At 57.1% G+C, this 22,310-nt stretch carries 21 protein-coding genes; 10 read left to right on the forward strand and 11 right to left on the reverse strand.

Annotation, left to right across the window (positions count from 1 at the left end):
• Positions 1–584 precede the first annotated feature (584 nt).
• Complete coding sequence (gene mscL, locus ACN1C3_RS32505; RefSeq protein ID WP_419119820.1) at positions 585–998, forward strand: large-conductance mechanosensitive channel protein MscL; 414 nt, start codon at positions 585–587, stop codon at positions 996–998.
• A gap of 46 nt (positions 999–1,044) precedes the next feature.
• On the opposite strand, the gene ACN1C3_RS32510 is transcribed toward mscL, so the two are convergent.
• Positions 1,045–1,821 carry a ferredoxin--NADP reductase gene (locus tag ACN1C3_RS32510; protein WP_419119821.1) on the reverse strand — a complete coding sequence of 259 codons (777 nt, stop codon included), beginning with the start codon at positions 1,819–1,821 and terminating at the stop codon, positions 1,045–1,047.
• 407 nt (positions 1,822–2,228) lie between these two features.
• Here ACN1C3_RS32510 and ACN1C3_RS32515 point away from each other — a divergent pair, with 407 nt between their 5' ends.
• Positions 2,229–2,960 carry an autoinducer binding domain-containing protein gene (locus tag ACN1C3_RS32515; RefSeq protein WP_419119822.1) on the forward strand — a complete coding sequence of 244 codons (732 nt, stop codon included), beginning with the start codon at positions 2,229–2,231 and terminating at the stop codon, positions 2,958–2,960.
• A 201-nt stretch (positions 2,961–3,161) separates the two neighbouring features.
• Positions 3,162–4,286, forward strand: a complete 1,125-nt coding sequence (locus tag ACN1C3_RS32520; RefSeq protein ID WP_419119823.1) for a methyltransferase — start codon at positions 3,162–3,164, stop codon at positions 4,284–4,286.
• 89 nt (positions 4,287–4,375) lie between these two features.
• Here the strand turns inward: ACN1C3_RS32520 and ACN1C3_RS32525 are convergent, their stop codons facing one another.
• The 3 genes from ACN1C3_RS32525 to ACN1C3_RS32535 all read right to left on the reverse strand — a co-directional run bounded on the left by ACN1C3_RS32525 (position 4,376) and on the right by ACN1C3_RS32535 (position 7,067).
• Positions 4,376–4,543, reverse strand: coding sequence for a DUF2474 domain-containing protein (locus ACN1C3_RS32525; protein WP_419119824.1), 168 nt, complete (start codon positions 4,541–4,543; stop codon positions 4,376–4,378).
• Between the two features lie 79 nt (positions 4,544–4,622).
• Entirely contained in the window at positions 4,623–5,630 is a 1,008-nt protein-coding gene (cydB, locus tag ACN1C3_RS32530; protein WP_419119825.1) for a cytochrome d ubiquinol oxidase subunit II, read from the reverse strand.
• Between the two features lie 3 nt (positions 5,631–5,633).
• A complete protein-coding gene (locus tag ACN1C3_RS32535; RefSeq protein WP_419119826.1) occupies positions 5,634–7,067 on the reverse strand; it encodes a cytochrome ubiquinol oxidase subunit I in 1,434 nt (477 codons plus the stop codon).
• 362 nt (positions 7,068–7,429) lie between these two features.
• On the opposite strand from ACN1C3_RS32535, the gene ACN1C3_RS32540 reads away from it, so the two are divergent.
• Positions 7,430–8,671, forward strand: a complete 1,242-nt coding sequence (locus tag ACN1C3_RS32540) for an MFS transporter (protein WP_419119827.1) — start codon at positions 7,430–7,432, stop codon at positions 8,669–8,671.
• A 29-nt stretch (positions 8,672–8,700) separates the two neighbouring features.
• On the opposite strand, the gene ACN1C3_RS32545 is transcribed toward ACN1C3_RS32540, so the two are convergent.
• Both ACN1C3_RS32545 and ACN1C3_RS32550 read right to left on the reverse strand, forming a co-directional pair.
• Positions 8,701–9,252, reverse strand: a complete 552-nt coding sequence (locus ACN1C3_RS32545; RefSeq protein ID WP_419119828.1) for a DJ-1 family glyoxalase III — start codon at positions 9,250–9,252, stop codon at positions 8,701–8,703.
• Between the two features lie 67 nt (positions 9,253–9,319).
• Positions 9,320–9,781, reverse strand: coding sequence for a DUF4879 domain-containing protein (locus ACN1C3_RS32550; RefSeq protein ID WP_419119829.1), 462 nt, complete (start codon positions 9,779–9,781; stop codon positions 9,320–9,322).
• 498 nt (positions 9,782–10,279) lie between these two features.
• Between ACN1C3_RS32550 and ACN1C3_RS32555 the strand changes: the two genes are divergently transcribed.
• The 3 genes from ACN1C3_RS32555 (at position 10,280) to trmA (ending at position 14,010) form a co-directional block, all read left to right on the forward strand.
• The gene (locus ACN1C3_RS32555) at positions 10,280–10,801 is read left to right on the forward strand and encodes a hypothetical protein (RefSeq protein WP_419119830.1); all 522 of its coding nucleotides are present in this window, start codon (positions 10,280–10,282) and stop codon (positions 10,799–10,801) included.
• An 828-nt stretch (positions 10,802–11,629) separates the two neighbouring features.
• On the forward strand, positions 11,630–12,925 hold the full coding sequence (locus ACN1C3_RS32560; RefSeq protein WP_419119831.1) for an NCS2 family permease: 1,296 nt from the start codon (positions 11,630–11,632) through the stop codon (positions 12,923–12,925).
• Positions 12,922–14,010, forward strand: coding sequence for a tRNA (uridine(54)-C5)-methyltransferase TrmA (gene trmA, locus ACN1C3_RS32565; RefSeq protein WP_419119832.1), 1,089 nt, complete (start codon positions 12,922–12,924; stop codon positions 14,008–14,010). Before ACN1C3_RS32560 ends, trmA begins: the two co-directional genes overlap by 4 nt.
• Before the next feature lie 59 nt (positions 14,011–14,069).
• Here the strand turns inward: trmA and ACN1C3_RS32570 are convergent, their stop codons facing one another.
• Together ACN1C3_RS32570 and ACN1C3_RS32575 are read right to left on the reverse strand one after the other, a co-directional pair.
• Complete coding sequence (locus tag ACN1C3_RS32570; protein ID WP_419119833.1) at positions 14,070–14,516, reverse strand: DUF2442 domain-containing protein; 447 nt, start codon at positions 14,514–14,516, stop codon at positions 14,070–14,072.
• Entirely contained in the window at positions 14,513–14,941 is a 429-nt protein-coding gene (locus ACN1C3_RS32575) for a DUF4160 domain-containing protein (protein ID WP_419119834.1), read from the reverse strand. Before ACN1C3_RS32575 ends, ACN1C3_RS32570 begins: the two co-directional genes overlap by 4 nt.
• A gap of 327 nt (positions 14,942–15,268) precedes the next feature.
• Between ACN1C3_RS32575 and aroQ the strand changes: the two genes are divergently transcribed.
• A complete protein-coding gene (aroQ, locus tag ACN1C3_RS32580; RefSeq protein ID WP_419119835.1) occupies positions 15,269–15,709 on the forward strand; it encodes a type II 3-dehydroquinate dehydratase in 441 nt (146 codons plus the stop codon).
• Between the two features lie 5 nt (positions 15,710–15,714).
• The gene (locus tag ACN1C3_RS32585; protein WP_419119836.1) at positions 15,715–16,569 is read left to right on the forward strand and encodes a shikimate dehydrogenase; all 855 of its coding nucleotides are present in this window, start codon (positions 15,715–15,717) and stop codon (positions 16,567–16,569) included.
• A gap of 54 nt (positions 16,570–16,623) precedes the next feature.
• On the opposite strand, the gene ACN1C3_RS32590 is transcribed toward ACN1C3_RS32585, so the two are convergent.
• Both ACN1C3_RS32590 and quiC read right to left on the reverse strand, forming a co-directional pair.
• Positions 16,624–17,301, reverse strand: coding sequence for a TetR/AcrR family transcriptional regulator (locus tag ACN1C3_RS32590; protein ID WP_419119837.1), 678 nt, complete (start codon positions 17,299–17,301; stop codon positions 16,624–16,626).
• A gap of 103 nt (positions 17,302–17,404) precedes the next feature.
• Positions 17,405–19,315, reverse strand: coding sequence for a 3-dehydroshikimate dehydratase QuiC (quiC, locus tag ACN1C3_RS32595; protein WP_419119838.1), 1,911 nt, complete (start codon positions 19,313–19,315; stop codon positions 17,405–17,407).
• Between the two features lie 710 nt (positions 19,316–20,025).
• Between quiC and ACN1C3_RS32600 the strand changes: the two genes are divergently transcribed.
• Positions 20,026–21,363 (forward strand): MFS transporter, encoded by a 1,338-nt coding sequence (locus tag ACN1C3_RS32600; RefSeq protein ID WP_419119839.1) that lies wholly within the window; start codon positions 20,026–20,028, stop codon positions 21,361–21,363.
• A gap of 58 nt (positions 21,364–21,421) precedes the next feature.
• On the opposite strand, the gene ACN1C3_RS32605 is transcribed toward ACN1C3_RS32600, so the two are convergent.
• Entirely contained in the window at positions 21,422–22,300 is an 879-nt protein-coding gene (locus ACN1C3_RS32605; RefSeq protein WP_419119840.1) for a DMT family transporter, read from the reverse strand.
• Between the last annotated feature and the right edge of the window lie 10 nt (positions 22,301–22,310).

A 22,310-nucleotide genomic window follows, 5' to 3' on the forward strand; every position in this document is an offset into this window, starting at 1 on the left:
GCCAACTTGACCATGACACTGGCCGGTGCCTTTTTTTCAAACCGCGCTAGAACCTCTGCCCACATCGTTTTCGTCACCCTGACTGGAGTTTTGGGGGAGTTTAAACGAAGACCTTGAAAGGGCTGGCTCTAACAGCCCCACTAAACCCTAATGACACCCAACAAATACGGAATAAACTTGTACCCAAGTTGCGGCGTTACGACCTTCAACGTACAAGTATTATTTTGAATAATTGACTTTTATAGGCACGACCAGTTTCTTAGTCGTATGAGTGAAAACATTTAAACAATAGTAAACTTTTTTGCACATTCTTGAACGATTCCGGTGTGAAATTGTGAAACCCCGAAACCTTTCCGATGGTGCTGACAATTTTGTAAATAGGTACCTGCTACCGTTGTTATATGAATTGGCCGGCGTACCGAAATTGCTATACGACTCTGTCCGCGCACGACTGACAACATTGGGCTCGCCCATAGCGAAGGCTTTGGCCTGGCACCGAGCGCCGTAAGCCGTTGTGTCGAGCAGGATGCGTTTTGCTGACTTACACTGCATGCACCAACCTCATCTGTAACAAGGAATAACCTATGGGCGTGTTAAGTGAGTTCAAGGCCTTCGCGGTCAAAGGTAATGTGGTCGACATGGCCGTCGGTATCATCATCGGCGCGGCCTTTGGCAAAATCGTTTCGTCATTTGTAGGTGACGTGGTGATGCCGCCCATTGGTCTGCTGATCGGTGGGGTGGACTTCAGTGATCTAGGGATCACTCTCAGGGCAGCCCAAGGCAACGCGCCGGCGGTGATGTTGGCTTACGGCAAATTTATTCAGAGCATGATCGACTTCGTGATCGTCGCCTTTGCGATTTTCATGGGTGTAAAAGCCATCAACCGCCTGAAGCGCGAAGAGGCCGTTGCGCCAACCCTGCCGCCGGTTCCGACCAAGGAGGAAGAGCTGCTGAGCGAGATTCGCGACCTGCTCAAAGCGCAGAACAACAGACCCTGAACAGTTCTGTCGCACTAAAGAATGGCGCCATCAAGGCGCCGTTTTTTTACCAGTAACTTTCTACTGCAACCTGCCCGGGCCTGCGACTCAAGCTCAGTTGCATATCACGCTTCTTAAGCAGGTGGCGCGTGTCATCGATCATCTGCGGGTTACCACAGAGCATTACCCGCGAATGCTCGGCCATAAGATCCACGCCCGCCGCTCGCTCCAGCTCACCACTCTCGATCAACCGGGTGATCCGACCGTTCAAGGCACCCGGGAACTGCTCGCGGGTAATCGTCGCGATGAACTGCAGTTTATGGCCGTATTCAGCCAGGTACTCGCGCTGTGCCAGCCCGGCGATAAGGTCCTGGTAGGCCAGCTCTCGTGCTTCACGCGCGCTATAGACCAGGATGATTCGCTCGAATTTTTCCCAGACTTCGAAATCCTGGAGGATCGACAAAAACGGCGCAACGCCGGTACCTGTGGATAACAACCAGAGATCACGGCCGTCAGCAAAGCGGTCAAGGGTCAGAAAACCGAACGCCTGACGGTCGACCAATAACGTGTCGCCCTCTCTCAATCGGCTCAGTTCACTGGTGAATTCACCACCCGGTACCACGATGGAAAAGAATTCAAGAAACTCGTCATGAGGCGAAGACACCATGGAGTACGCCCGCCACACCGTGCTGCCGTCCGCTTTGGCGACCCCCAGGCGAGCGAATTGCCCAGCCCGGAAACGGAAGCCTGGATCCCTGGTGGTGCGTAACGTAAACAGGCCTGGAGTCAGCGGTTGTACATCAATTAATGTTTGGCGGGTGAATTTCTCGGCGCTGGCGGTCATGGGGCGCTCCATTGGACAGATAACCCCAGTTTCCCGCAAAGCCGAGCGCGGGAACACCGGCGATTTGTAATGGTATAGAGCTGTGTGAGGGCCGTCCCACCACTCAATAAAATCGCCAAATTAACGAAACGGTCAGTTACGGACCTGGCAGTGAGCGTTAATTTTTAACTGCATAATTTCTCAACTACATAAAAAATAAAAATAGCGCCATTAAATCGCCACCCTTTTAAACTTTGCTTCCTGAGATACCTGATCTTTACGCGCCTAAGAATCAAATCGAGCACAACGCGGTCATTTCCAGAGCGAAAAATTCCCAACCATATCGTAAGAAATATCCTACACTCGCCCAATCTGCATTGGATCCAATATTTAATCCCTCGTGAAGCATCAAGCATGGAGAATTACCAATGGCAATCTGGAAGGAAGCCCAGCTACAGCTATTGACTCAAGGTAACGATATACACTCCATATTCGAAGTCGCTCTCAGCCTTGTTTACGAGATGGGATTTGAGTACTGCGCATTTGCGGTGAGCCCTCACTCGAAAAGTACTCCAACACACACTATAAAGATCAACAACTACCCAGAGGAATGGAACAAAAAATACGACACGCATAACTATGTCGCGATAGATCCGATCGTAAAATATTGCAGTCAGTCGGTTTGGCCTATCCTCTGGGACGACAACGCGTTCTCTACCGCCCCAGCCTTTTGGGAAGAGACGCAAGCTTATGGGATGCGTCATGGCTGGTCGCAATCGGTGCATAATCTTCGTGGTTTTTTCAGCGTATTGAGCCTCTCGCGAAGCCGTTACCCAATCACCGCCAAGGAGCTCTATGGGAAGACCGGTCAGTTGATCTGGCTAAGCAATGCACTGCACTCGATCGTCTCGCAGAAGATGTTACCCGACGCCACTTTTCTTCTGGCCCCCTGTTTATCGACCCGGGAAATAGAAGTCCTGAAATGGTCTGCTGAGGGCAAGACCGCCTCCGACATCGCAACCATCCTCAACCTCTCGGAGCGGACCGTGAATTTCCATGTGAGCCGCTCGATAAAGAAGCTGGGCGTCAACAATAAGATCTCGGCGGTGGTGCAGGCTAGCCTGAAGGGATGGCTCGGCCCCCAACAGTGCAATAGCTGAAGACGGATCAACCCCACGCTTTGCGACTCCATAAAAACCTGCGAGTAATCCATAAGAAAAAAACGTACCATTTGCGGCCCCATCTGAGCGATGACGCGAGTTGCCCCCTCACCGCGACGTAGTTCACTCAGTCGGACCTGCACGCATCAAAGCCGCCCAGGCCCTGCGGGACACCCGTTGATTACCCAGAGTCCCCGCCCCATGCCCCTGCTCGACAGTCCCTTCGCCCAACTCGACCTGATCCGCCAGCCTGAACAACAGAACGAGCCATTGCAGGCCTTCGACGCTGCCGATGAATACCTGCTCAATTATCTGGCCAAGCAACAGCCGGCAGCGGATACCCGGGTATTGGTGCTCAACGACAGCTTTGGCGCTCTGGCCGCCAGCCTGGTCGGACATGCACAGGTCACCAGCAGCAGCGACTCGTTTCTGGGCGTCCAGGCGCTGGAGAAAAACCTGGTGCGCAACGGCCAGGCCTTCGACGCCGTGTCGATCGTGCCCGCCAGCGAAGTGCCGAGCGGACCATTCGACCGGGTGTTGATCCGGGTGCCAAAAACCCTGGCTTTGCTGGAAGAACAACTGATTCGACTGCAAGACCAGCTGGCTCCCGGTGCGCAGGTGATCGCAGCGGCCATGGTCAAGCACCTGCCACGCGCCGCCGGCGATCTGCTGGAGCGCTATATCGGCCCGGTGCAGGCTTCGCTGGCGGTAAAAAAGGCCCGCCTGCTGATTGCCACACCCGAGAGCAAAAAGCCGGCTGTATCGCCCTACCCGACTCGTTACATCCTCGACGAGCCGGCGATAGAATTGTTGAATCATGCCAATGTGTTCTGCCGCGAAGGCCTGGATATCGGTACTCGAGCGTTTCTACCGCACCTGCCGAAAAACCTGGGCAATGCGCGGGTCGCCGACCTGGGATGCGGTAACGGTGTGCTGGCCATCGCCAGTGCGCTGCAAAACCCCGAGGCTCAGTACACGCTGGTGGACGAATCCTTTATGGCGGTGCAATCGGCGGCAGAGAACTGGCGCGCCGCACTCGGTGAACGCGAAGTGACCATCCGCGCAGGCGATGGCCTAGCCGGTCAAGAGCCGCAATCCCTCGACGTGGTGCTGTGCAACCCGCCGTTTCACCAGCAGCAGGTAGTCGGTGATTTCCTCGCCTGGCGAATGTTCCAACAAGCCCGTGAAGCATTGGTGGTCGGCGGCGCGTTGTATATCGTCGGTAACCGTCATCTGGGCTATCACAGCAAACTCGCCCGGCTGTTCCGCGGTGTCGAGCAAGTGGCGGCCACGCCCAAATTTGTGATTCTCAAGGCGCGTAAATAACGCTCGAATTCCAGGTAAAAAAACCCTCCATAAGGAGGGTTATAAATCCGTGCCGCAAGGCAACGGGATGGGATTGGGTGTCGTGAATTTCAGTGAGTGGTCAGGCCGGCGGCGTTCATGAACATGCGCATCAGGCCGGCGACGATCGCCAGGGCCAGCACGCTGCCGGTCCAGATCACTACCAGCCAGCCAAGTCGCTGCCAGAGCGGCTTTTTTTCCGCCTGTTCGATTTCCTGCAAAGAGTGTTTGCCGGTCATTGTCTGGAATCCTCTCTTGGGGGGCGGCGCCTAAAAATACGCCATCGTCGGAACGCCGCCCGGCTGCTCCTACCCCTACCTAGTGATAACCGTCTTCATGGGTGACCTTGCCGCGGAACACGTAGTAGCTCCAGAAGGTGTAGCCCAGGATGAACGGGATGATAAATAGCGTGCCGACCAGCATGAAGCCCTGACTCTGTGGCGGCGCGGCGGCGTCCCAGATAGAGATCGATGGCGGCACGATGTTTGGCCACAGGCTGATACCCAGACCGCTGTAGCCGAGGAAGATCAGCACCAGGGTCAGCAGGAACGGCGTGTAATGCGCATTGCGGGCCACCGCGCGGATCAAACCGTACATGGTCACCAGCACCAGAATCGGCACCGGCAGGAACCAGAACAGGTTCGGCAGGGTAAACCAGCGTGCCGCGATCTCGGCGTGGGCCAGCGGGGTCCATAGGCTGACGATGCCGATCACCGCCAACACTACGAACGCCAACGGTCGTGCCAGGTCATGCATCTGCTCTTGCAACTTGCCTTCGGTCTTCATGATCAGCCAGGTGCAGCCGAGCAAGGCATAAGCCACTACCAGCGCCACGCCGCAGAACAGCGTGAACGGCGTGCACCAATCCAGCGAACCACCGGCAAACTGGCGGTTGACCACCGGCAGACCATCAATAAACGCCCCAAGCGCCACCCCCTGAAAGAAGGTCGCCGTCACTGAGCCACCGATAAAGGCTTTGTCCCAGATGTGGCGTTTGTCGTCCTTGGCCTTGAAGCGAAACTCGAACGCAACGCCGCGGAAGATCAGCCCGATCAGCATCAGGATCAACGGCAGGTACAGCGCCGAGAGCACCACCGAATAGGCCAGCGGGAATGCGCCAAAGAGCGCCGCACCGCCCAACACCAGCCAGGTTTCATTACCGTCCCAGACCGGCGCGACGGTGTTCATCATCACGTCGCGGTCGCGGTCGCCCTTGATGAAGGGGAAAAGAATCCCGATCCCCAGATCGAACCCATCCATGACCACGTACATCATGATGCCGAAGATGATGATCACGGCCCAGATCAGCGGAAGATCAATACCCATGACTCAGTTCCCCTTGTTCAGGCTGTCGCTGAGATCGCCATCATCATCAGCAGCGGAAAGCGGACGGGCTGGCGTGCGTTTCTGGCCAGGACCACCGTGGCTCGGCTCGGCACCTTCGTTGATCACTGGACCTTTGCGCACCAGACGCATCATGTAACCCAGGCCCACACCGAACAGCGAGAAATACACCACGACGAACAGCGCGAGGGTGATGCTCATTTGCGTGAAGCTATGCCCGGACGAGGCATCCGCCGTGCGCATCAATCCGTAGACCACCCACGGCTGACGACCAATCTCGGTGGTGAACCAGCCGGCAAGGATTGCGATCAGACCAGAGGGGCCCATCCACAACGCCAGGTAAAGGAACGGACGAGACGAGTACAGGGTGTCGCGCTTGCGCAGCCAGAGGCTCCACAAACCGGTGAAGATCATCAGCATTCCAAGGCCAACCATGACCCGGAACGACCAGAACACAATGGTCGAATTCGGCCGGTCTTCAGGTGGGAAATCCTTGAGTGCCGGTACTTGTTCGTTCAGCGAGTGGGTCAGGATCAGGCTGCCCAGGTACGGAATCTCTACGGCAAAACGGGTCTTCTCGGCTTTCATGTCTGGCCAGCCGAACAGGATCAACGGGGTCGGTTCATCGCCGATATTTTCCCAGTGACCTTCGATCGCCGCAATTTTCGCCGGTTGATGCTTGAGGGTATTGAGGCCGTGGAAGTCGCCGATGACCGCCTGAATCGGTGCCACGATCAGGGCCATCCACATCGCCATCGACAGCATTGTGCGGATCGCCGGATTGTCGCGGCCACGCAACAGATGCCAGGCAGCAGACGAACCGACGAAGAAGGCCGTGGCGACAAAAGCAGCGGTGGCCATGTGCATCAGACGATATGGGAACGACGGGTTGAAAATCACCGCCAGCCAGTCAACCGGGATCACTTGGCCATTGACGATTTCATAGCCTTGCGGAGTCTGCATCCAACTGTTGGAAGCCAAAATCCAGAAGGTAGAAATGATCGTCCCGATCGCTACCATGACCGTTGCGAAGAAGTGCAGCTTGCGCCCGACCCTGTTCCAGCCAAACAACATAACGCCGAGGAAGCCCGCTTCAAGGAAGAATGCCGTGAGCACTTCATACGTCAGCAGCGGCCCGGTGACGGACCCGGCGAAATCGGAGAAACGGCTCCAGTTGGTACCAAACTGATAGGCCATAACCAGCCCGGAAACCACCCCCATGCCGAAATTGACGGCAAAGATCTTCGACCAGAAATGGTACAGATCGCGGTAGGTATCGTTATGCGTCTTCAGCCACAGGCCTTCAAGCACCGCAAGGTAACTCGCCAGACCGATAGTGATGGCCGGAAACAGGATGTGGAATGAGATGGTGAACGCGAACTGAATTCGGGCGAGATCAAGTGCCTCCAATCCGAACATAAGTCTTCCTCTGTCAGGTAATACCGGTTGCGGGCGTCAGGCCTGCACCCACTGTCCCCACGGATATGGAGTGTGGCGAATTCGTTCTTTTCTAAACCATCACAACGCAGGAGTTCTGGCCATCTGGCCGCCGGAGCAATTCCCGCGAAGGAATTGATCTGGATCAAGCAACGATCAAAGAGTAGTCCGATTTTTGGGCCTGTACTGTGTGGTCTTTTGTCGCGTGACAGGTTGCCTCACCGGGTACTGTGGCGTTGCTGGCGGATTAGGTGTCTAGCTAACTAAATTTCCTGCGCCTGCAACTTCTGCTTACAGCTTGGTGATAATCTCGATTTCCCCCCCGCTCAGACCTGCCTTTTCAGATGCCTAGCCAAGCCCCGCTGCTGTTGCGTCATCACCGCCCTTTCATCGCGTTCTGGCTGGCTCGGGTGTTTACCGCTAGTGGTTTCCAGATGCTCACTGTGGCCATCGGCTGGAACCTCTATCAACTGACCGGCAATGTCCTGGACCTCGGCTGGGTCGGGCTGGTGGAGTTCGCTCCGCGAGTGCTGTTCATGCTCCACACCGGGCATGTGGCGGATCGTTATGACCGGCGCAAGATCGCGGCCATCTGCCAATCCCTGCAAGCATTGATCGCATTGGCCCTGGTCATCGGCAGCGCCACCGACAACGTCACCCGGGAAATGATCTTCATCCTCGCGTTCCTGCTGGGTGCCGCCCGCTCGTTCGAAATGCCGACGACTCAAGCGTTGCTACCGACCATCGTCCCCAGCGCGCTGTTCCCGCGAGCCGTTGCCGCTTCGCAGTCAGCCCAGCAATCGGCCACCATCGTCGCGCCGGCCCTGGGCGGTTTGCTATACGCCTTCGGCAGCGTCTGGGTCTACGGCCCAACGGTGATTTTGTACATCATTGCCTGCCTGCTGATGCTCAACCTGCCCGCCCGGCAGACGCCGCTGAACAAAGGCAAAGCCACGCTGGATTCGCTGCTGGCCGGGGTTCGTTTCATTCGCAGTCGCCCGGACATTCTTGGGGCGATATCGCTGGACCTGTTCGCTGTACTGCTTGGCGGTGCGACAGCGTTGCTGCCGGTATTCGCCAAAGACATCCTGCTCACGGGGCCGTGGGGCTTGGGATTGCTGCGCTCCGCCCCCGCTGTCGGCGCCTTGCTGATGTCGCTGTGGCTGGCGCGTTTTGCCGTGGAGCGCCAGGTCGGACGAATCATGTTCACCGCAGTCGGCGTGTTCGGTGTCGCGACTATTGCCTTCGGCCTGTCGACCTCGTTCTGGTTCTCCCTCGCGGTGCTGGTGGTACTCGGCGCGGCGGACATGATCAGCATGGTGATCCGCGCCTCGTTCGTACAGCTGGAAACCCCGGATGAAATGCGCGGCCGAGTCAGTGCGGTGAACGGTTTGTTCATTGGCGCTTCGAACCAATTGGGTGAGTTCGAATCCGGACTGACCGCCCATTGGCTCGGCACCGTGCCAGCAGTGGTGCTCGGTGGAATTGGCACGCTGATAGTCACCGGGGTGTGGGTCAAACTGTTCCCGACCCTGGCCAGTCGCGACCGCATGCATGCGGATGTGAGTGTCGAAATAAAAGTCTGAAAAGTCCGTTTTCTAGTTTATGAACACCGCTAAACCAGCAACTCCCCCGCCACCGCCGCCCGTTTGCCCTTGCCGCAGAGTTGCTCCACCAGGGTCAACGCCAACTGCAGCGTCGCTCCGGAGCCTTGGGCGGTGATGCAGTTGCCGTCCACCACAACCGGCTGGTCGATGAAGTTGCAGCCGGACAAGTAATGGCTGACCGTTGGCAGGCAAGTCATGCGTCGCTGGCGCAGAACCCCGTATGTCTGCAAGGCCACCGCCGGGGCTTCAGCGATACCTGCAAACAGGCGTCCGGCGGTCGCCTGGCTTTTGACCAATTGCAGCAAGGGTTGATGGGCCGCCAAATTCTGCACGCCGACTATTCCTCCGGGCAGTACGATCAAGTCGAAATGCTGCGCCAACACATCCACCAGCATGGCGTCAGCGGTCAGGCGAGTACCGCGCGCGCAGGTGAGCATGCGCCGCGACTCGATGCTGGCCACTACCACTTCTATTTTGGCGCGGCGCAGCACGTCTATAAGCGTCACGCTTTGCAGGTCGTCGATGCCTTCGGCGAGGGTGATCAGGGCTCTAAAGGTCATGGGCTGGTTCCACACAATGATCTTTAAAGCTTAGTCAGCTTTCGCTACAAGCGTCCGGGCAGTGCGATTACTTGATGTAGATCTGCGCTGACATCGTGTTTCCGGGCGCATTGATGGAGGTGTTGCGGAAGGTGAAGGTACCCTCCTGTTTACCGACCAGATCGAAGACGTAGAGGTAGCCGACGATCTTCGCCGAACCGGAACACTCCCCCAAACCGTTGCCGCCGTCCCCGCACACTCTTGTTTTAGTGCCGTTCACAACAAAACCGTCCAACGCGACGGTCGGGTTACGGCCATAACCCTGTTCCAGCACGAAAACCCTGATAGTCCCGGCGCCGTGATTGCATTGGGTCTGTTTACGGCCATCCGCCACATCTTCATAGCCACAGGCGGGTGACTGGACCTTGAGAATTTTCACCTCACTCAGTGGCGGGGCCGAAGCGGCGGCGGCCGTTTGCGCCCCCATCAACGCAGCCATCGCGACCCACAGGCCAGCAATCACGGAAATACCGTTGAATCTGCTCTTCATATACCCCCCAAAAACGTGCGCGCAGTATGCATCAGACCGTGACGAGGCAAAACACAGCAGAACGTCCTTGCACGACTGGCACACGCTCGTTGAATGAGCGGCAGTCTTTTTCCACTGTAAGGCAATGTTTTGCCGCCCTTGATGCAACTTAACTACAGGCTACAGAACAACCATAAAACAACTACAACCACTAAAGAAAAAGATTACAAAAATATAAGAAACAGAAAAGTTTCAATTTAAAAAAGCACAATAAAAAACCCCACTTCGCCTTTAGCTCACTGACTGGCATAGGCATTGCTAATACCTCTCCGCCGCCTGCTTAGGAGCACGCTGCCCCCCACAACAAAACAGGGAGTTTGCCATGTGTGTAACCGGCGTTAATGTTTCACTCAGCGCATTACAGTCAAACAACAGATCAACCCGCAAAACACCCGTTTCGACGGAGTTCAAGAACGCGATGAAGGGCCTGACGTGTTCTATTTATGGAGGTTCTTCTCAATGAATGTAAAAATCACTTCACCTATCATGTCGAAGCAAGCCGACGCATACGTAATCAAGAACCCCAAAGAAACTCAAAACGCTCACACTATTACAAACACGGACGAGGCTGCACGCATCCTGAATGTTTCAGGTGAAGCCTCTATTAATGAATTGAAAAATTTTTTGAAAGGGTATGATCTGACCTCTATCAGTACAAACGAATTAGCAAAAATCGGTTCAAAACTGCAGGAGAGCGGCTTGATAGATCGGGGGGTTGCTGCCCAATTTGTGTCAGGAAATATGGCGTGTGACTCAAATGGGCAACAAACAGACAAAGATGTGAAATTCAATGCTATCGCTATGTTTAATCAGATGCTTACTGAGAATCAGGACTATGCACGCGCCAATCCAGCAAGCGCTGCTCAAGATTCTTTCAAGTATGTGACACAGGCCTTGCTGGGAGCGAACAAAGTTACAAACGCACTGTCTTATTTTGCACACTCCTCTCAGAACAATCTCTCTGTTAGCGAGCGTGCTTGATTAACGCCGATGCTCGCGGAGCTTAAAACCCTGCGCACATCGGATAGCGATAGCGCTTATCTACTGTACGCGGTGGTTCCCGAGTAGCCTCTTGCGGCAGAAAGTCTATTAACGTGCCGAACTCTATACGTGCCCAGAGGGCTGAGCGTCGATGCATTAGCACCCGTTCCACCGGCTACCTGCGTCCAGGTTAATCCAATCAGCCGATCAATATACAGGTCTGGAGCTGATCCCGCGCCTGATGCTTTTATAGTAGAGTTTATATTGGCCTGCCGACATCCATTTGCACCCGTTATGGTAAAAGGCCCTTTCACAATAACGAATGAATTCGCAGGTACAACTCCACTGTAGCTGTCTCTGATATTTGTGCATGCCGCAGACGCCTGACCTGCAATTAACAATAAGCCAATCAGAGGTAGCAAAATTAAACACTTCATACTTAGATCTCGATTATGGTTGATATGAATATCAGGTGAGCTCGTCACCAGCCACCCCTCAAGGCTGAGCACAGGTGGAGTCCACACCCTAAGGCAGGACGCCGAGTGAGTTGCAGTACCTATATATCGGTCCACGGATGCCTTGACGCTGTATCTTTCATACCCGCGCGTTAATCGTTCAAGCACGGGGTTCGGTTAACAACGCTCTGCGGATACGTGCAATTTTCCATCAGCGTTTCTCTCGCACGCACAGGCAGCCATCCGTGTGTGCGGCTGGTATGATGCGCGGCTTTTTCCGACCCACAGAAAATCAACAGGCGCCTCAGGCAGTCTGTGCTTTGCTGTTGAAGTCGATACATTCACGGCGCCGAGCGCGCCACGGGGAGCAGACATGCTGGAAAGGCTGTTTCAACTCAAGGCACACAACACCAACGTGCAGACTGAGATTCTTGCGGGCCTCACGACCTTCCTGGCCATGGCCTACATTCTGTTCGTCAACCCGAGCATCCTCGGCGAGACCGGCATGGACAAGGGTGCAGTGTTTGTCGCGACCTGTCTGGCGGCAGCCATCGGCTCGACCGTGATGGGCCTGATCGCCAACTACCCGATCGCTCTGGCGCCGGGCATGGGCTTGAACGCCTTCTTCACCTACACCGTCGTCCTGCACATGGGCCACACCTGGCAAGTGGCGCTGGGGGCGGTGTTCATCTCGGCGGTGATGTTTTTCCTGCTGTCGATCTTCCGCATCCGCGAATGGATCATCAACAGCATCCCGCTGGCGTTGCGTTCAGCGATTGCCGCCGGTATTGGCCTGTTTCTCGCAATTATCGCCCTGCATAACGCCGGTATCGTGGTCAGCAATCCGGCCACCATGGTTGGCCTGGGCGACCTGAAACAACCGGCTCCTATCCTCGCCACCCTCGGTTTTGTGCTGATCGTCGCCCTTGAAGCACTGAAGGTTCGCGGAGCGGTACTGATCGGTATTCTTTCGGTGACCATCGTCTCGATCCTGATGGGCTTTACCCCGTTCGGTGGCGTGATGTCGGTACCGCCATCGCTGGCGCCGACCTTCCTGCAACTGGACATCAAAGGCGCGCTGGACATCGGTCTGGTCAGCGTGATCTTCGCCTTCTTGTTCGTCGACCTGTTCGACAACTCCGGCACGCTGATCGGTGTAGCCAAACGCGCCGGGCTGATGGGCAAGGACGGCCACATGCCGAAAATGGGCCGTGCCCTGATCGCCGACAGTACTGCCGCCATGGCCGGTTCCTTGCTGGGCACCTCGACCACCACCAGCTACATCGAGTCGGCAGCAGGCGTCAGCGCCGGTGGCCGTACCGGTTTGACCGCCGTTGTCGTGGCGATCCTGTTCCTGTTGGCGCTGTTCTTCTCGCCACTGGCCAGCAGCGTTCCGCCATTCGCTACCGCTCCAGCCTTGCTGTTCGTCGCGGTATTGATGACCTCAGGTCTGGCTGAAATAGACTGGGACGACATCACCGTTGCCGCACCTGTGGTAGTCACTGCGCTGGCCATGCCGTTCACCTATTCCATCGCCAACGGCATCGCCTTCGGTTTCATTTCCTGGACTGCGATCAAATTGCTGTCCGGCCGAGGCCGTGAACTGAACTCCGCGTTGGTGATTCTGTCGATTCTGTTTGTGATCAAGTTGGGTTGGTTCAACGCATGAGTGCTCCGTCTTTCGACACCGAGTCCTACACCCGTCAGCTCGACGAAAAAGCTGCGCGCCTGCGCGAATTGCTGGCGCCGTTCGATGCGCCCGAGCCTCAGGTGTTCGACTCACCGCTGAAAAATTTCCGCCTGCGCACCGAATTCCGCCTGTGGCGCGAAGACGGCCAGCGCCACTACGCGATGTTCGCCCCGGGGGACAATCGCACGCCTATCCTCATCGAAGAGTTCCCGATCGCCAGCCTGCGCATCAATCAATTGATGCCGCAGCTCAAGGCCGCATGGCAAGCCAGCGCTGCCTTGAGTCACAAACTGTTTCAGGTGGATTTCCTGACCACCCTGGCCGGCGATGCGATGATCACTCTGTGCTATCACCGCCCGCTGGATGAGCACTGGCACGTGGCTGCCCAGAAGCTGGCCGCCGACTTGAATGTCAGCGTAATTGGCCGCTCCAAGGGCAAGCGCGAGGTAATCGGGCGCGATTATGTGGTCGAAAAACTCGACGTTGGCAGCCGCACGTTCAGCTACCGCCAACCGGAAGGCGCGTTCACTCAGCCCAATGGCACGGTCAACCAGAAGATGCTCAACTGGGCGTTCGACGCCCTTGGCGAGCGCTCCGACGATTTGCTGGAGCTGTATTGCGGCAACGGTAACTTCACCCTGCCGCTGGCGACCCGTGTGCGCAAAGTGCTGGCCACCGAGATCAGCAAGACTTCGGTGAATGCCGCGCTGAGCAACCTCAGCGAAAACGCTGTGGATAACGTCATCCTGGTGCGTTTGTCTGCTGAAGAACTGACCGAAGCCCTCAACGAGGTTCGCCCGTTCCGTCGCCTGCATGGCATTGACCTCAAGAGCTACGAGTTTGGCAGTGTGTTCGTCGACCCGCCTCGCGCCGGCATGGACCCGGATACTTGCGAGCTGACCCGACGTTTCGAGAATATCCTCTATATCTCGTGCAACCCCGAGACGCTCGCAGCCAATATCGCGCAACTGCACGACACCCACCGCATCACCCAATGTGCATTGTTCGACCAGTTCCCATGGACCCATCACATGGAGTCCGGGGTGTTGTTGACCCGGCGCTGAAACTGCTCTGATAAACAAAAACAGCCGTCGCAATGACGGCTGTTTTGTTTGGATCCTGTTTAAAGGGCTACATCGGCCTTGCGCGGGCGACCACCCTTTTTGCCGTTGGCACGGGCCGCCCGCGCTTTGGCATCACTGCTCTGACGACCGTTACGAGAGGCGATCACCACTGCCGCCATATCCATCAACGGTTTGCTGGCTGATATCAGGCCGGCGATGGAAACCTGTAAATCCCGCGCCTCATGACAGATCGCAGTACCTGCAAAGCCAACCTCCAACCCGGCGAAATCCTCGACCTTGAAATCATCGAATTCCGGATAGTTCTTCACCGGCAGCAGAATCGCGCTTCCATCTTCAAATCCGATAGAAAGGCGCTGCTCCTGAAATTCCACTGTGGTCGCATTGACCCCGCAACTGCGGCGAGCCAGACCACGTTCTATCGCCTCATCCAAAGCGGCCTCGGTTACCGGCCCATCGAATGGCACCCTGGCCTTTATCGTTTTCATAGTTCGATCTCCACCCCGTCTGGTGCGTCAACCAGCCCCAACAGGGTTTTATTACCCTCTAGCTCATAACGAGCCGATTCAATTAGATAGGTCGTGCTGCCAAGCCTTTTCGTTGCGACCACTTCATCTGTTAGCCAATCCCATAACTGATTATCCAGGCAGGCAGTCTGAATTTTGGCCCACCAAATAGTGCGCGCACGCTGCAAATGGGCAGTTTGTTTCAGCTCCTGACGCAAGCCCTCCAGAACAGCCAAAGGCGGTCGGCGGGCATAAGGGATGACATCCCATAGCTCAACGCCGTTATGCCAAAAGCTGAATTTGAAACGAGCACTCCATCTACCTCCGTCTACATGCACGTGAGGCGGACAATGTTCGTCGCGCAGCATCACCACCATCACCAATCCCTTGTAACTGCATACCTTCATGCTAACCCATCCGTTAGGTTGATGAGCCTGCTGGCTCTGTTTTCCTTAATGAATCCGATAGCTGGCAGTTTTTTCCATACCGCTGCCCGAACTTGAGACTAGTTCGGGCGGTGGGCAAGAGCCGTTGTCCTGAAGCGTCAAGTCGTAAGCAATCCTTACGATCCCGCCCTCTGCCCAGGTTGAAATGTCCGATTACCGAACACTTCTTTTCATCCTTTCTCGTCTACCGCTCACCTTCAATTGACCGAAGTAACTAGTTAGTACAATTTATCTCCACGAGCTGATCCCCCTCAGCCAAAGCCAAAAATAACAACGGAGATACCCCCTATGTCCCCTATCGTTCTGGTGCTCAACGGCCCGAACCTGAACATGCTCGGCACCCGCGAGCCGGCGACCTACGGCCATGAAACACTGGCTGACATATCGGCCTTATGCGGCCGCGCCGCAGAGGAATTCGGGTTGGTGGTGGAGTTTCGCCAGACCAATCATGAGGGCGAGTTGCTCGATTGGATTCACGGTGCGCGCGGGCGCTGTGCCGGGATCGTGATCAACCCGGCCGCCTGGACCCACACCTCGGTGGCGATCCGCGATGCGCTAGTGGCAAGTGAATTGCCAGTGATCGAAGTGCACCTGTCCAACGTGCATGCCCGTGAGCCGTTCCGTCATCACTCGTTTGTGTCGGCGATTGCCAAGGCGGTGCTTTGCGGTTTTGGCAGCAACGGCTACCGCCTGGCGCTGGAACATTTCAGTCAGCAGTTGAAGGGGTGATCGGCATGTCGCAGAACAACGCTGTACTGGCCGGACTGATTGGCGCGGGCATCCAGGCATCGCGCACACCTGCGCTGCACGAACACGAAGGCGATGCCCAAGGCTTGCGCTATCTCTATCGGTTGATCGATCTGGATCAGTTGAAACTCGACAGCAACGCCCTGCCCGACCTGCTGTTGGCCGCAGAACGGATGAATTTCACCGGGCTGAACATCACCTTCCCGTGCAAGCAAGCGATCATCCCGTTACTCGACGAACTCTCGCCTGAGGCCCGCGGCATCGGTGCGGTGAACACCGTGGTGCTCAAGGACGGTAAACGCATCGGCCACAACACCGATTGTCTGGGCTTCGCCGAAGGCTTTCGACGTGGCTTGAATGGCGTCGCCCGCGAGCGTGTGGTGCAAATGGGCGCTGGCGGTGCCGGAGCGGCGGTGGCTCATGCGTTGCTGAGCGAAGGTGTGCAACAGTTGAGTATTTTCGACGTGGAAACCCGCCGCGCGCAAAGCCTGGCAGACAATCTCAACAAACACTTCGGTGCCGGTCGCGCCCGGGCGGGAGCCGATCTGCCGAGTGCACTGGCGCAAGCCGATGGTTTGGTAAACACCACGCCGATGGGCATGGCCAAGCTACCGGGAACGCCGGTGCCGGTAGAGTTGCTGCGCGCAGACTTGTGGGTCGCGGAGATCGTTTACTTCCCGCTGGAAACCGAACTGCTGCGCAATGCCCGCGCATTGGGTTGCCGTACGCTGGATGGCGGCACCATGGCAGTGTTTCAGGCAGTGAAGGCGTTTGAACTGTTCAGCGGGGTGGTGCCGGATGCGCCGCGGATGCTCGAACATTTTCAGAGCATGAATGGCTAAGAGCTTCGCGGGCAAGTGTGGTGAGGGGGCAAGCCCTTGCCCCCTCACCACAGGTCAGGCCTGCAAATACCGCAACACCGACTCGCAAATCATCTCGCGATGGCGCTGCTTGATCGCTTCGTCCGGCAGGTCGATCTGAAAGATCTCGCCGAAGGTATGGCGGTTCGACACGCGATAGAAACAGAACGAACTGATCAACAAATGCACGTCCAGCGGTATAAGCCCGCTGCGGAATACGCCCGTCTCGGCACCGCGCTGCAGAATCTCGCCCAGTGAATCCAGAATAGTGTTGTTCATCGCCTTGATCGCGTCGGACTGCTTCACATATTCAGCGTTGTGAATGTTCTCGATGCTGACGATGCGCACGAAGTCGACGTTGCGGTCGTGGTGATCGAAGGTGAATTCCACCAGCCGCCGAATCGCCTCTCGGGGTTCCAGCTCAGTCAGGAGCAGACGGTTCTCGGTGCTGCGGATATCACCGTAGAGTTTCTCCAGCACCTCGACGTAGAGCTGTTCCTTACTGCCGAAGTAGTAATAGATCATGCGTTTGGAGGTGTGGATACGCTCGGCGATGGCATCGACACGCGCACCCGAAAGCCCCTGCTGGACGAACTCGACAATGGCTTCTTGAAGAATGTTCTCGCGGGTCTTTTCCGGGTTGTTCTTGCGACTCTTGCGCGGCTGGAGAGCAGGCTCGTCAGGCGCTACGGAGAGTTCTGGGGTCATTGTCATTCTGGGCTCACGGCCATCAGTGCACAGGTTGCCGATTATGGGCCGCGCTACGCAGTGAAAGAAAGCACACAGGCGGCCGTTTCTGACCGCCGTTACGAAACTCCTACAACTTGGCGTGTCTCACGCCACCACTGCGCGATTTAGCCATCGCTGCCAGGCGCACCGCGACGTTCGCCGCGCCATAACCCACGTAGCCATTCTTGCGCTGGATAATTTCGAAGAAAAAACGCCCTTCGAAAGGTTCGGTATAGACGTGGAACAGCTCACCGCCCTGCGCGTCACGGTCATACAACACGTTGTAGTACGCCAGTTCGCTGAGAAACTCGTCGTCGAAATCGAAGCGTGCCGCGAGGTCATCGTAATAGTTGAGCGGGATGTCCAGCAGTGGCACACCGGCCGCTTTGGCCCGACTGACTTCGACGAAGATGTCATCACAATCGAAGGCGATGTGGTGCACACCGGAGCCACGATAACTGGACAATGCGTGTGAAATCGCCGTATTGCGGTTCTCGGAAATGTTCAGCGGCAAGCGAATCGAACTGCAACGGCTGCGCAACGCACGGCTCTTCACCAAACCATAAGGATCAGGCAGTACTACTTCATCGTCGGCCTCGAAATCCAGCAGGCTTTTGTAGAACAGCACCCAGCTGTCGAGACTGTCCGCCGGCAACGCCATGGCCATATGGTCGATGCGTTTGAGGCCGCCGCTGGCGGTCGACGCCGGTTGCAGGTTGAAGTCGGTGTCGTAGAGGTTTTTGCCGTCGGCGTCCTGATCCACCAGGTAAATCAGGCTGCCATCCGGCGCCCGCACCGCAGCCAGTTCAAGCTCGTTCGGCCCGACCAGGCCGCGATAAGGCTGACCTTTGTAAGCCACCGCCCGTGCCAGCGCGCTGGCGCTGTCCTTGACCCGAATCGCCGTGGCGCACAGCGACGGCCCGTGGGACTCGAAAAAACTGTGGGCAAAGGAGTACGGCTCAGAGTTGAGGATCAGGTTGATATCGCCCTGACGCAGCAGGCTGACGCTCTTGGAGCGATGCTGACCGGCCTTGACGAACCCCAACCGCTCCAGCCAATGGGAGAGCTTGGCGCCGAGGCTTTCGTCCACCGCGAACTCAAGAAACTCGATGCCGTCGTACTCGCTGGCTGCCGGCGTGGCGAACAGCGTATCGAGGTTGGCCACGGGCACGGCTTCTTGCTGCAGCCGCTCGCGGGTCTTTTCTTCCAGATACAGCAGCGAGCGCAAACCATCGGCGGCATTGGCCCGTGGCGGCGCGGCGCGGAAACCATCATTGAAGATTTCCAGTGACAGCGGCCCGGTGTAGCCGCTCTTGATGATGGGCGCGAGGAAGCCCGGCAAGTCGAACTCACCCTGGCCTGGGAAGCACCGGAAGTGCCGGCTCCACTCCAAAACGTCCATGGCCAGAATCGGCGCGTCGGCCATTTGCACGAAGAAGATTTTGTCGCCCGGAATTTCGGCGATGGCACTCGGGTCACCCTTGAGCGACAAGGTGTGAAAACTGTCCAGCAACACGCCGAGGCTTGGGTGATCGGCCTGACGGACGATGTTCCAGACCTGTTGATAAGTGTTCACATGCCGGCCCCAGGCCAGGGCTTCGTAGCCGATTCGCAAACCACGAGCGCCAGCGCGTTCGGCCAACAGACGCAAGTCGTCGATCAAGATCTGCTCATCGCCGACGCTGTCTGCCGAGGCGTTGCTGCACACCAGCACCAGATCGGTGCCGAGTTCCTGCATCAGGTCAAACTTGCGCTCGGCCCGTTCGAGATTGCGCGGCAAACGATCGCGGCGGCAGCCTTCAAAATCACGGAAGGGTTGAAACAGCGTGATGGCGATACCGAGGTCCGCGCACATCTGCTTGATTTCACGCGGGCTCCCGTCGTAGTAGAGCAGGTCATTTTCGAAGATCTCCACCCCGTCGAAACCGGCGGCGGCGATGGCTTCAAGTTTTTCCGGCAGGGTACCGCTCAAGGAAACGGTGGCAATGGAACGCTGCATGTTTCAACTCCCGATGAAATGGGCTGATCTTGTTAGAGGACCTGCACGCTTTCCGTAGCAGCTGGCGAAGCCTGCGTTCGGCTGCGAAGCGGTCGCAATCAAGCTGACTCGGTACATCAGATAAATCGCGGTCATCCGCTTTACGACCGCTTCGTCCGAATGCGGCCCAGACCTGACGCAGCCTTCGGCAGCTGCTACGGGGTTAGCGGTGTGAATTATTGAGCCGAGCCATCCATACAGCAATTCAAAGTGTACGAACTGGTTAGTTTTTTGGGCGATTATCGAACACAATGGCCGTTAGTGAATTGACGATTTTTCGCTCACTGCGCACCATCGACAGCACATTGAGCCCCGTCTCCGAAAGCGGGCCTCAGTTACCAAAGACCCAGAACACACCATAAAAATTTCAAAAATCGGGTACACGCTCATGCTCCCATCCAACGCCTTGCTTTCTTGCTCGCCCCTCCAAGCGCCTCGCCTGGCGCCCATTCGCAGCCCTCATCCGGACGCTCTACGCGCCCTCGGCTGAATCGTGCTTGCACGCTGAATAAAACGCTTTCGTCCGCTCAGCCCAGGCTTGAGTCGACGAGAACACTCAGCCAATCAATCATCGAGTTCGCCCTGCGCAAGCCCGCGCACCCCGACGATTGATCACGCGCCCTTGAAGTCCCGACGAGCCATGCTCGTCAGTCATTGAACGGATGGCACACATGATTCCTTCTCAAAGCTCACGCATGGCCCCGGACCTGAGCGCCACCAGAGGCGGTATAGGTGACAAGATTCGCGCAGCCATGGCGGTCGGCAAGACCCGCTGGGGCATGCTGGCACTGGTGTTTTTCGCCACCACCCTGAACTACATCGACCGCGCCGCACTGGGCGTGATGCAGCCAATCCTGGCCAAGGAAATGAGCTGGACGGCGATGGACTACGCCAACATCAACTTCTGGTTTCAGGTCGGCTATGCCGTCGGCTTCGTCTTGCAAGGACGGTTGATCGACAAGATCGGCGTGAAACGGGTGTTCTTCTTCGCCGTGCTGCTCTGGAGCCTGGCCACTGGCGCCCATGGCCTGGCGACGTCCGCACTTGGCTTCATGGTCTGCCGATTCATCCTCGGTCTGACCGAAGCCGCCAACTACCCGGCCTGCGTGAAAACCACCCGGCTGTGGTTCCCGGCTGGTGAGCGTGCCGTAGCAACTGGGATTTTCAACGCTGGCACCAACGTTGGCGCCATGTTTACCCCGATGCTGCTGCCGCTGATCCTGCAGGTTTGGGGCTGGCAAGCCGCGTTCCTCTGCATGTCGGCACTGGGCGCGATCTGGCTGATGTTCTGGGGTCTGAAATACTTCAACCCGGAAGATCACCCCTCGGTCAAACAATCCGAACTGGACTACATCCAGAAGGAAGTCGAGCCGGAACAAACCCCGGTGCCCTTCTCGCGGATCCTGCGCATGCGGGGCACCTGGGCCTTCGCCCTGGCCTATGCGATCACCGCGCCAGTGTTCTGGTTCTACCTGTACTGGCTGCCGCCCTTTCTGAACCAGCAGTACAACCTGGGCATCAACGTGACCCAAATGGGTATCCCGCTGATCATCATTTACCTGACTGCCGACTTCGGCAGCGTCGGCGGCGGCATTCTGTCCTCGTTCCTGATCGGTCGCGGGGTCACGCCGATCAAGGCTCGCTTGATGTCCATGCTGCTGTTCGCCTGCTGCATCATTGGCGTAATCATGGCCGCAGGCTCGAGCAGTCTATGGGTCGCGGTGTTTGCCATCTCCCTGGCCATCGGTGCGCACCAGGCCTGGACCGCGAACATCTGGAGCCTGGTGATGGACTACACGCCCAAACACATGATGAGTACGGTGTTCGGCTTCGGCGGCATGTGCGCGGCCATCGGCGGGATGTTCATGACTCAGTTGGTCGGCTACATCCTGACCACCACCCATAACAACTACACCGTGCTGTTCACCATGATCCCGGCGATGTACTTCATCGCGCTGATCTGGCTGTACTTCATGGCACCGCGTAAGATCCCGAAAGTCGAAAACTGATCCACCCTCGCGCAGGTCTGACGCCAGGCCTGCGTACCCCCTCCCACGCGCGAGTGATTCACTGGCGCCGCTGTTGCCAAACCGCCGCCAACCCGCTGAGACAAATCACGCCGATGCCGACCACTGTGGTCAGGGTCGGTGTATGGGAAAACAGCAGCCACCCCAGCAAACCGGCGAAGACAATCTGGCAGTAACCAAATGGCGCCAGCAACGCCGGTGCCGCGTGACGAAACGCCTGGGTCAGAAACAAATGCGCGGTCATGCCACAGGCGCCCAACGCCACCATCAGCAAACCGTGACCAACGCTCGGTACTTGCCAGAAGAACGGCACCAACGCACTCATTACCAAGGTGTTGCACAGGCCGGCGAAAAAGTTGCTGGTAGTTGGGCTGTCCAACTCGCTGAGCTTGCGGGTGAGCAACTGGTAAAAGCAGAAGAACAGCGCCGAACAGAATGGCAACAGCACCGCCGGGGTGAACAGTTCGCCGCCGGGATGGACGATGATCAGTACCCCGATGAAACCGCAGATCACTGCCAGCCATTGGCCGCGGGTGACGTGCTCACCGAGCAACGGCACCGACAACGCCGTGACCAATACCGGCGCAAGGAAATTGACTGCCGTCGCTTCGGCCAACGGGATGAACAACAACCCCGTGGTGAACAACAAACTGGTACAGAGCAGGCACAGCGCCCGCAAGAGCTGCAGCAGCGGACGTTTGCTGCGCAGCACCCGCAAGCCCGATTGCGGCAGGAAAATCCCAGCCATCAACAACGTATGAACCAGATACCGCGCCCAGACCACCATCATCACCGGATAGAAACCGGAGAGGTATTTGGACAAGGCGTCATGGCTGGAAAACAGAAAGGTCGCCACGACGACCAACAGAATGCCCTTGAAGGGCTGATTGACGCCGGAAAGGGGTGTGCTGAGGGTCATGGGATTCTCT

This window comes from Pseudomonas sp. H11T01 (genome assembly GCF_048515765.1).
Lineage (GTDB): Bacteria > Pseudomonadota > Gammaproteobacteria > Pseudomonadales > Pseudomonadaceae > Aquipseudomonas.

Bases quoted from the DNA above. Each gene is read 5' to 3' on its own strand.
- ACN1C3_RS32545 (WP_419119828.1), bottom strand. From the start codon at position 9,252: ATGACCTTTAGAGCCCTGATCACCCTCGCCGAAGGCATCGACGACCTG.
- ACN1C3_RS32560 (WP_419119831.1), top strand. From the start codon at position 11,630: ATGCTGGAAAGGCTGTTTCAACTCAAGGCACACAACACCAACGTGCAG.
- ACN1C3_RS32600 (WP_419119839.1), top strand. From the start codon at position 20,026: ATGATTCCTTCTCAAAGCTCACGCATGGCCCCGGACCTGAGCGCCACC.
- ACN1C3_RS32585 (WP_419119836.1), top strand. From the start codon at position 15,715: ATGTCGCAGAACAACGCTGTACTGGCCGGACTGATTGGCGCGGGCATC.
- ACN1C3_RS32525 (WP_419119824.1), bottom strand. From the start codon at position 4,543: ATGACCGGCAAACACTCTTTGCAGGAAATCGAACAGGCGGAAAAAAAG.
- cydB (WP_419119825.1), bottom strand. From the start codon at position 5,630: ATGGGTATTGATCTTCCGCTGATCTGGGCCGTGATCATCATCTTCGGC.
- aroQ (WP_419119835.1), top strand. From the start codon at position 15,269: ATGTCCCCTATCGTTCTGGTGCTCAACGGCCCGAACCTGAACATGCTC.
- ACN1C3_RS32535 (WP_419119826.1), bottom strand. From the start codon at position 7,067: ATGTTCGGATTGGAGGCACTTGATCTCGCCCGAATTCAGTTCGCGTTC.
- ACN1C3_RS32540 (WP_419119827.1), top strand. From the start codon at position 7,430: ATGCCTAGCCAAGCCCCGCTGCTGTTGCGTCATCACCGCCCTTTCATC.
- quiC (WP_419119838.1), bottom strand. From the start codon at position 19,315: ATGCAGCGTTCCATTGCCACCGTTTCCTTGAGCGGTACCCTGCCGGAA.
- ACN1C3_RS32575 (WP_419119834.1), bottom strand. From the start codon at position 14,941: ATGAAGGTATGCAGTTACAAGGGATTGGTGATGGTGGTGATGCTGCGC.
- trmA (WP_419119832.1), top strand. From the start codon at position 12,922: ATGAGTGCTCCGTCTTTCGACACCGAGTCCTACACCCGTCAGCTCGAC.
- ACN1C3_RS32550 (WP_419119829.1), bottom strand. From the start codon at position 9,781: ATGAAGAGCAGATTCAACGGTATTTCCGTGATTGCTGGCCTGTGGGTC.
- ACN1C3_RS32570 (WP_419119833.1), bottom strand. From the start codon at position 14,516: ATGAAAACGATAAAGGCCAGGGTGCCATTCGATGGGCCGGTAACCGAG.
- ACN1C3_RS32605 (WP_419119840.1), bottom strand. From the start codon at position 22,300: ATGACCCTCAGCACACCCCTTTCCGGCGTCAATCAGCCCTTCAAGGGC.
- ACN1C3_RS32510 (WP_419119821.1), bottom strand. From the start codon at position 1,821: ATGACCGCCAGCGCCGAGAAATTCACCCGCCAAACATTAATTGATGTA.
- ACN1C3_RS32590 (WP_419119837.1), bottom strand. From the start codon at position 17,301: ATGACAATGACCCCAGAACTCTCCGTAGCGCCTGACGAGCCTGCTCTC.
- ACN1C3_RS32555 (WP_419119830.1), top strand. From the start codon at position 10,280: ATGAATGTAAAAATCACTTCACCTATCATGTCGAAGCAAGCCGACGCA.
- ACN1C3_RS32515 (WP_419119822.1), top strand. From the start codon at position 2,229: ATGGCAATCTGGAAGGAAGCCCAGCTACAGCTATTGACTCAAGGTAAC.
- ACN1C3_RS32520 (WP_419119823.1), top strand. From the start codon at position 3,162: ATGCCCCTGCTCGACAGTCCCTTCGCCCAACTCGACCTGATCCGCCAG.
- mscL (WP_419119820.1), top strand. From the start codon at position 585: ATGGGCGTGTTAAGTGAGTTCAAGGCCTTCGCGGTCAAAGGTAATGTG.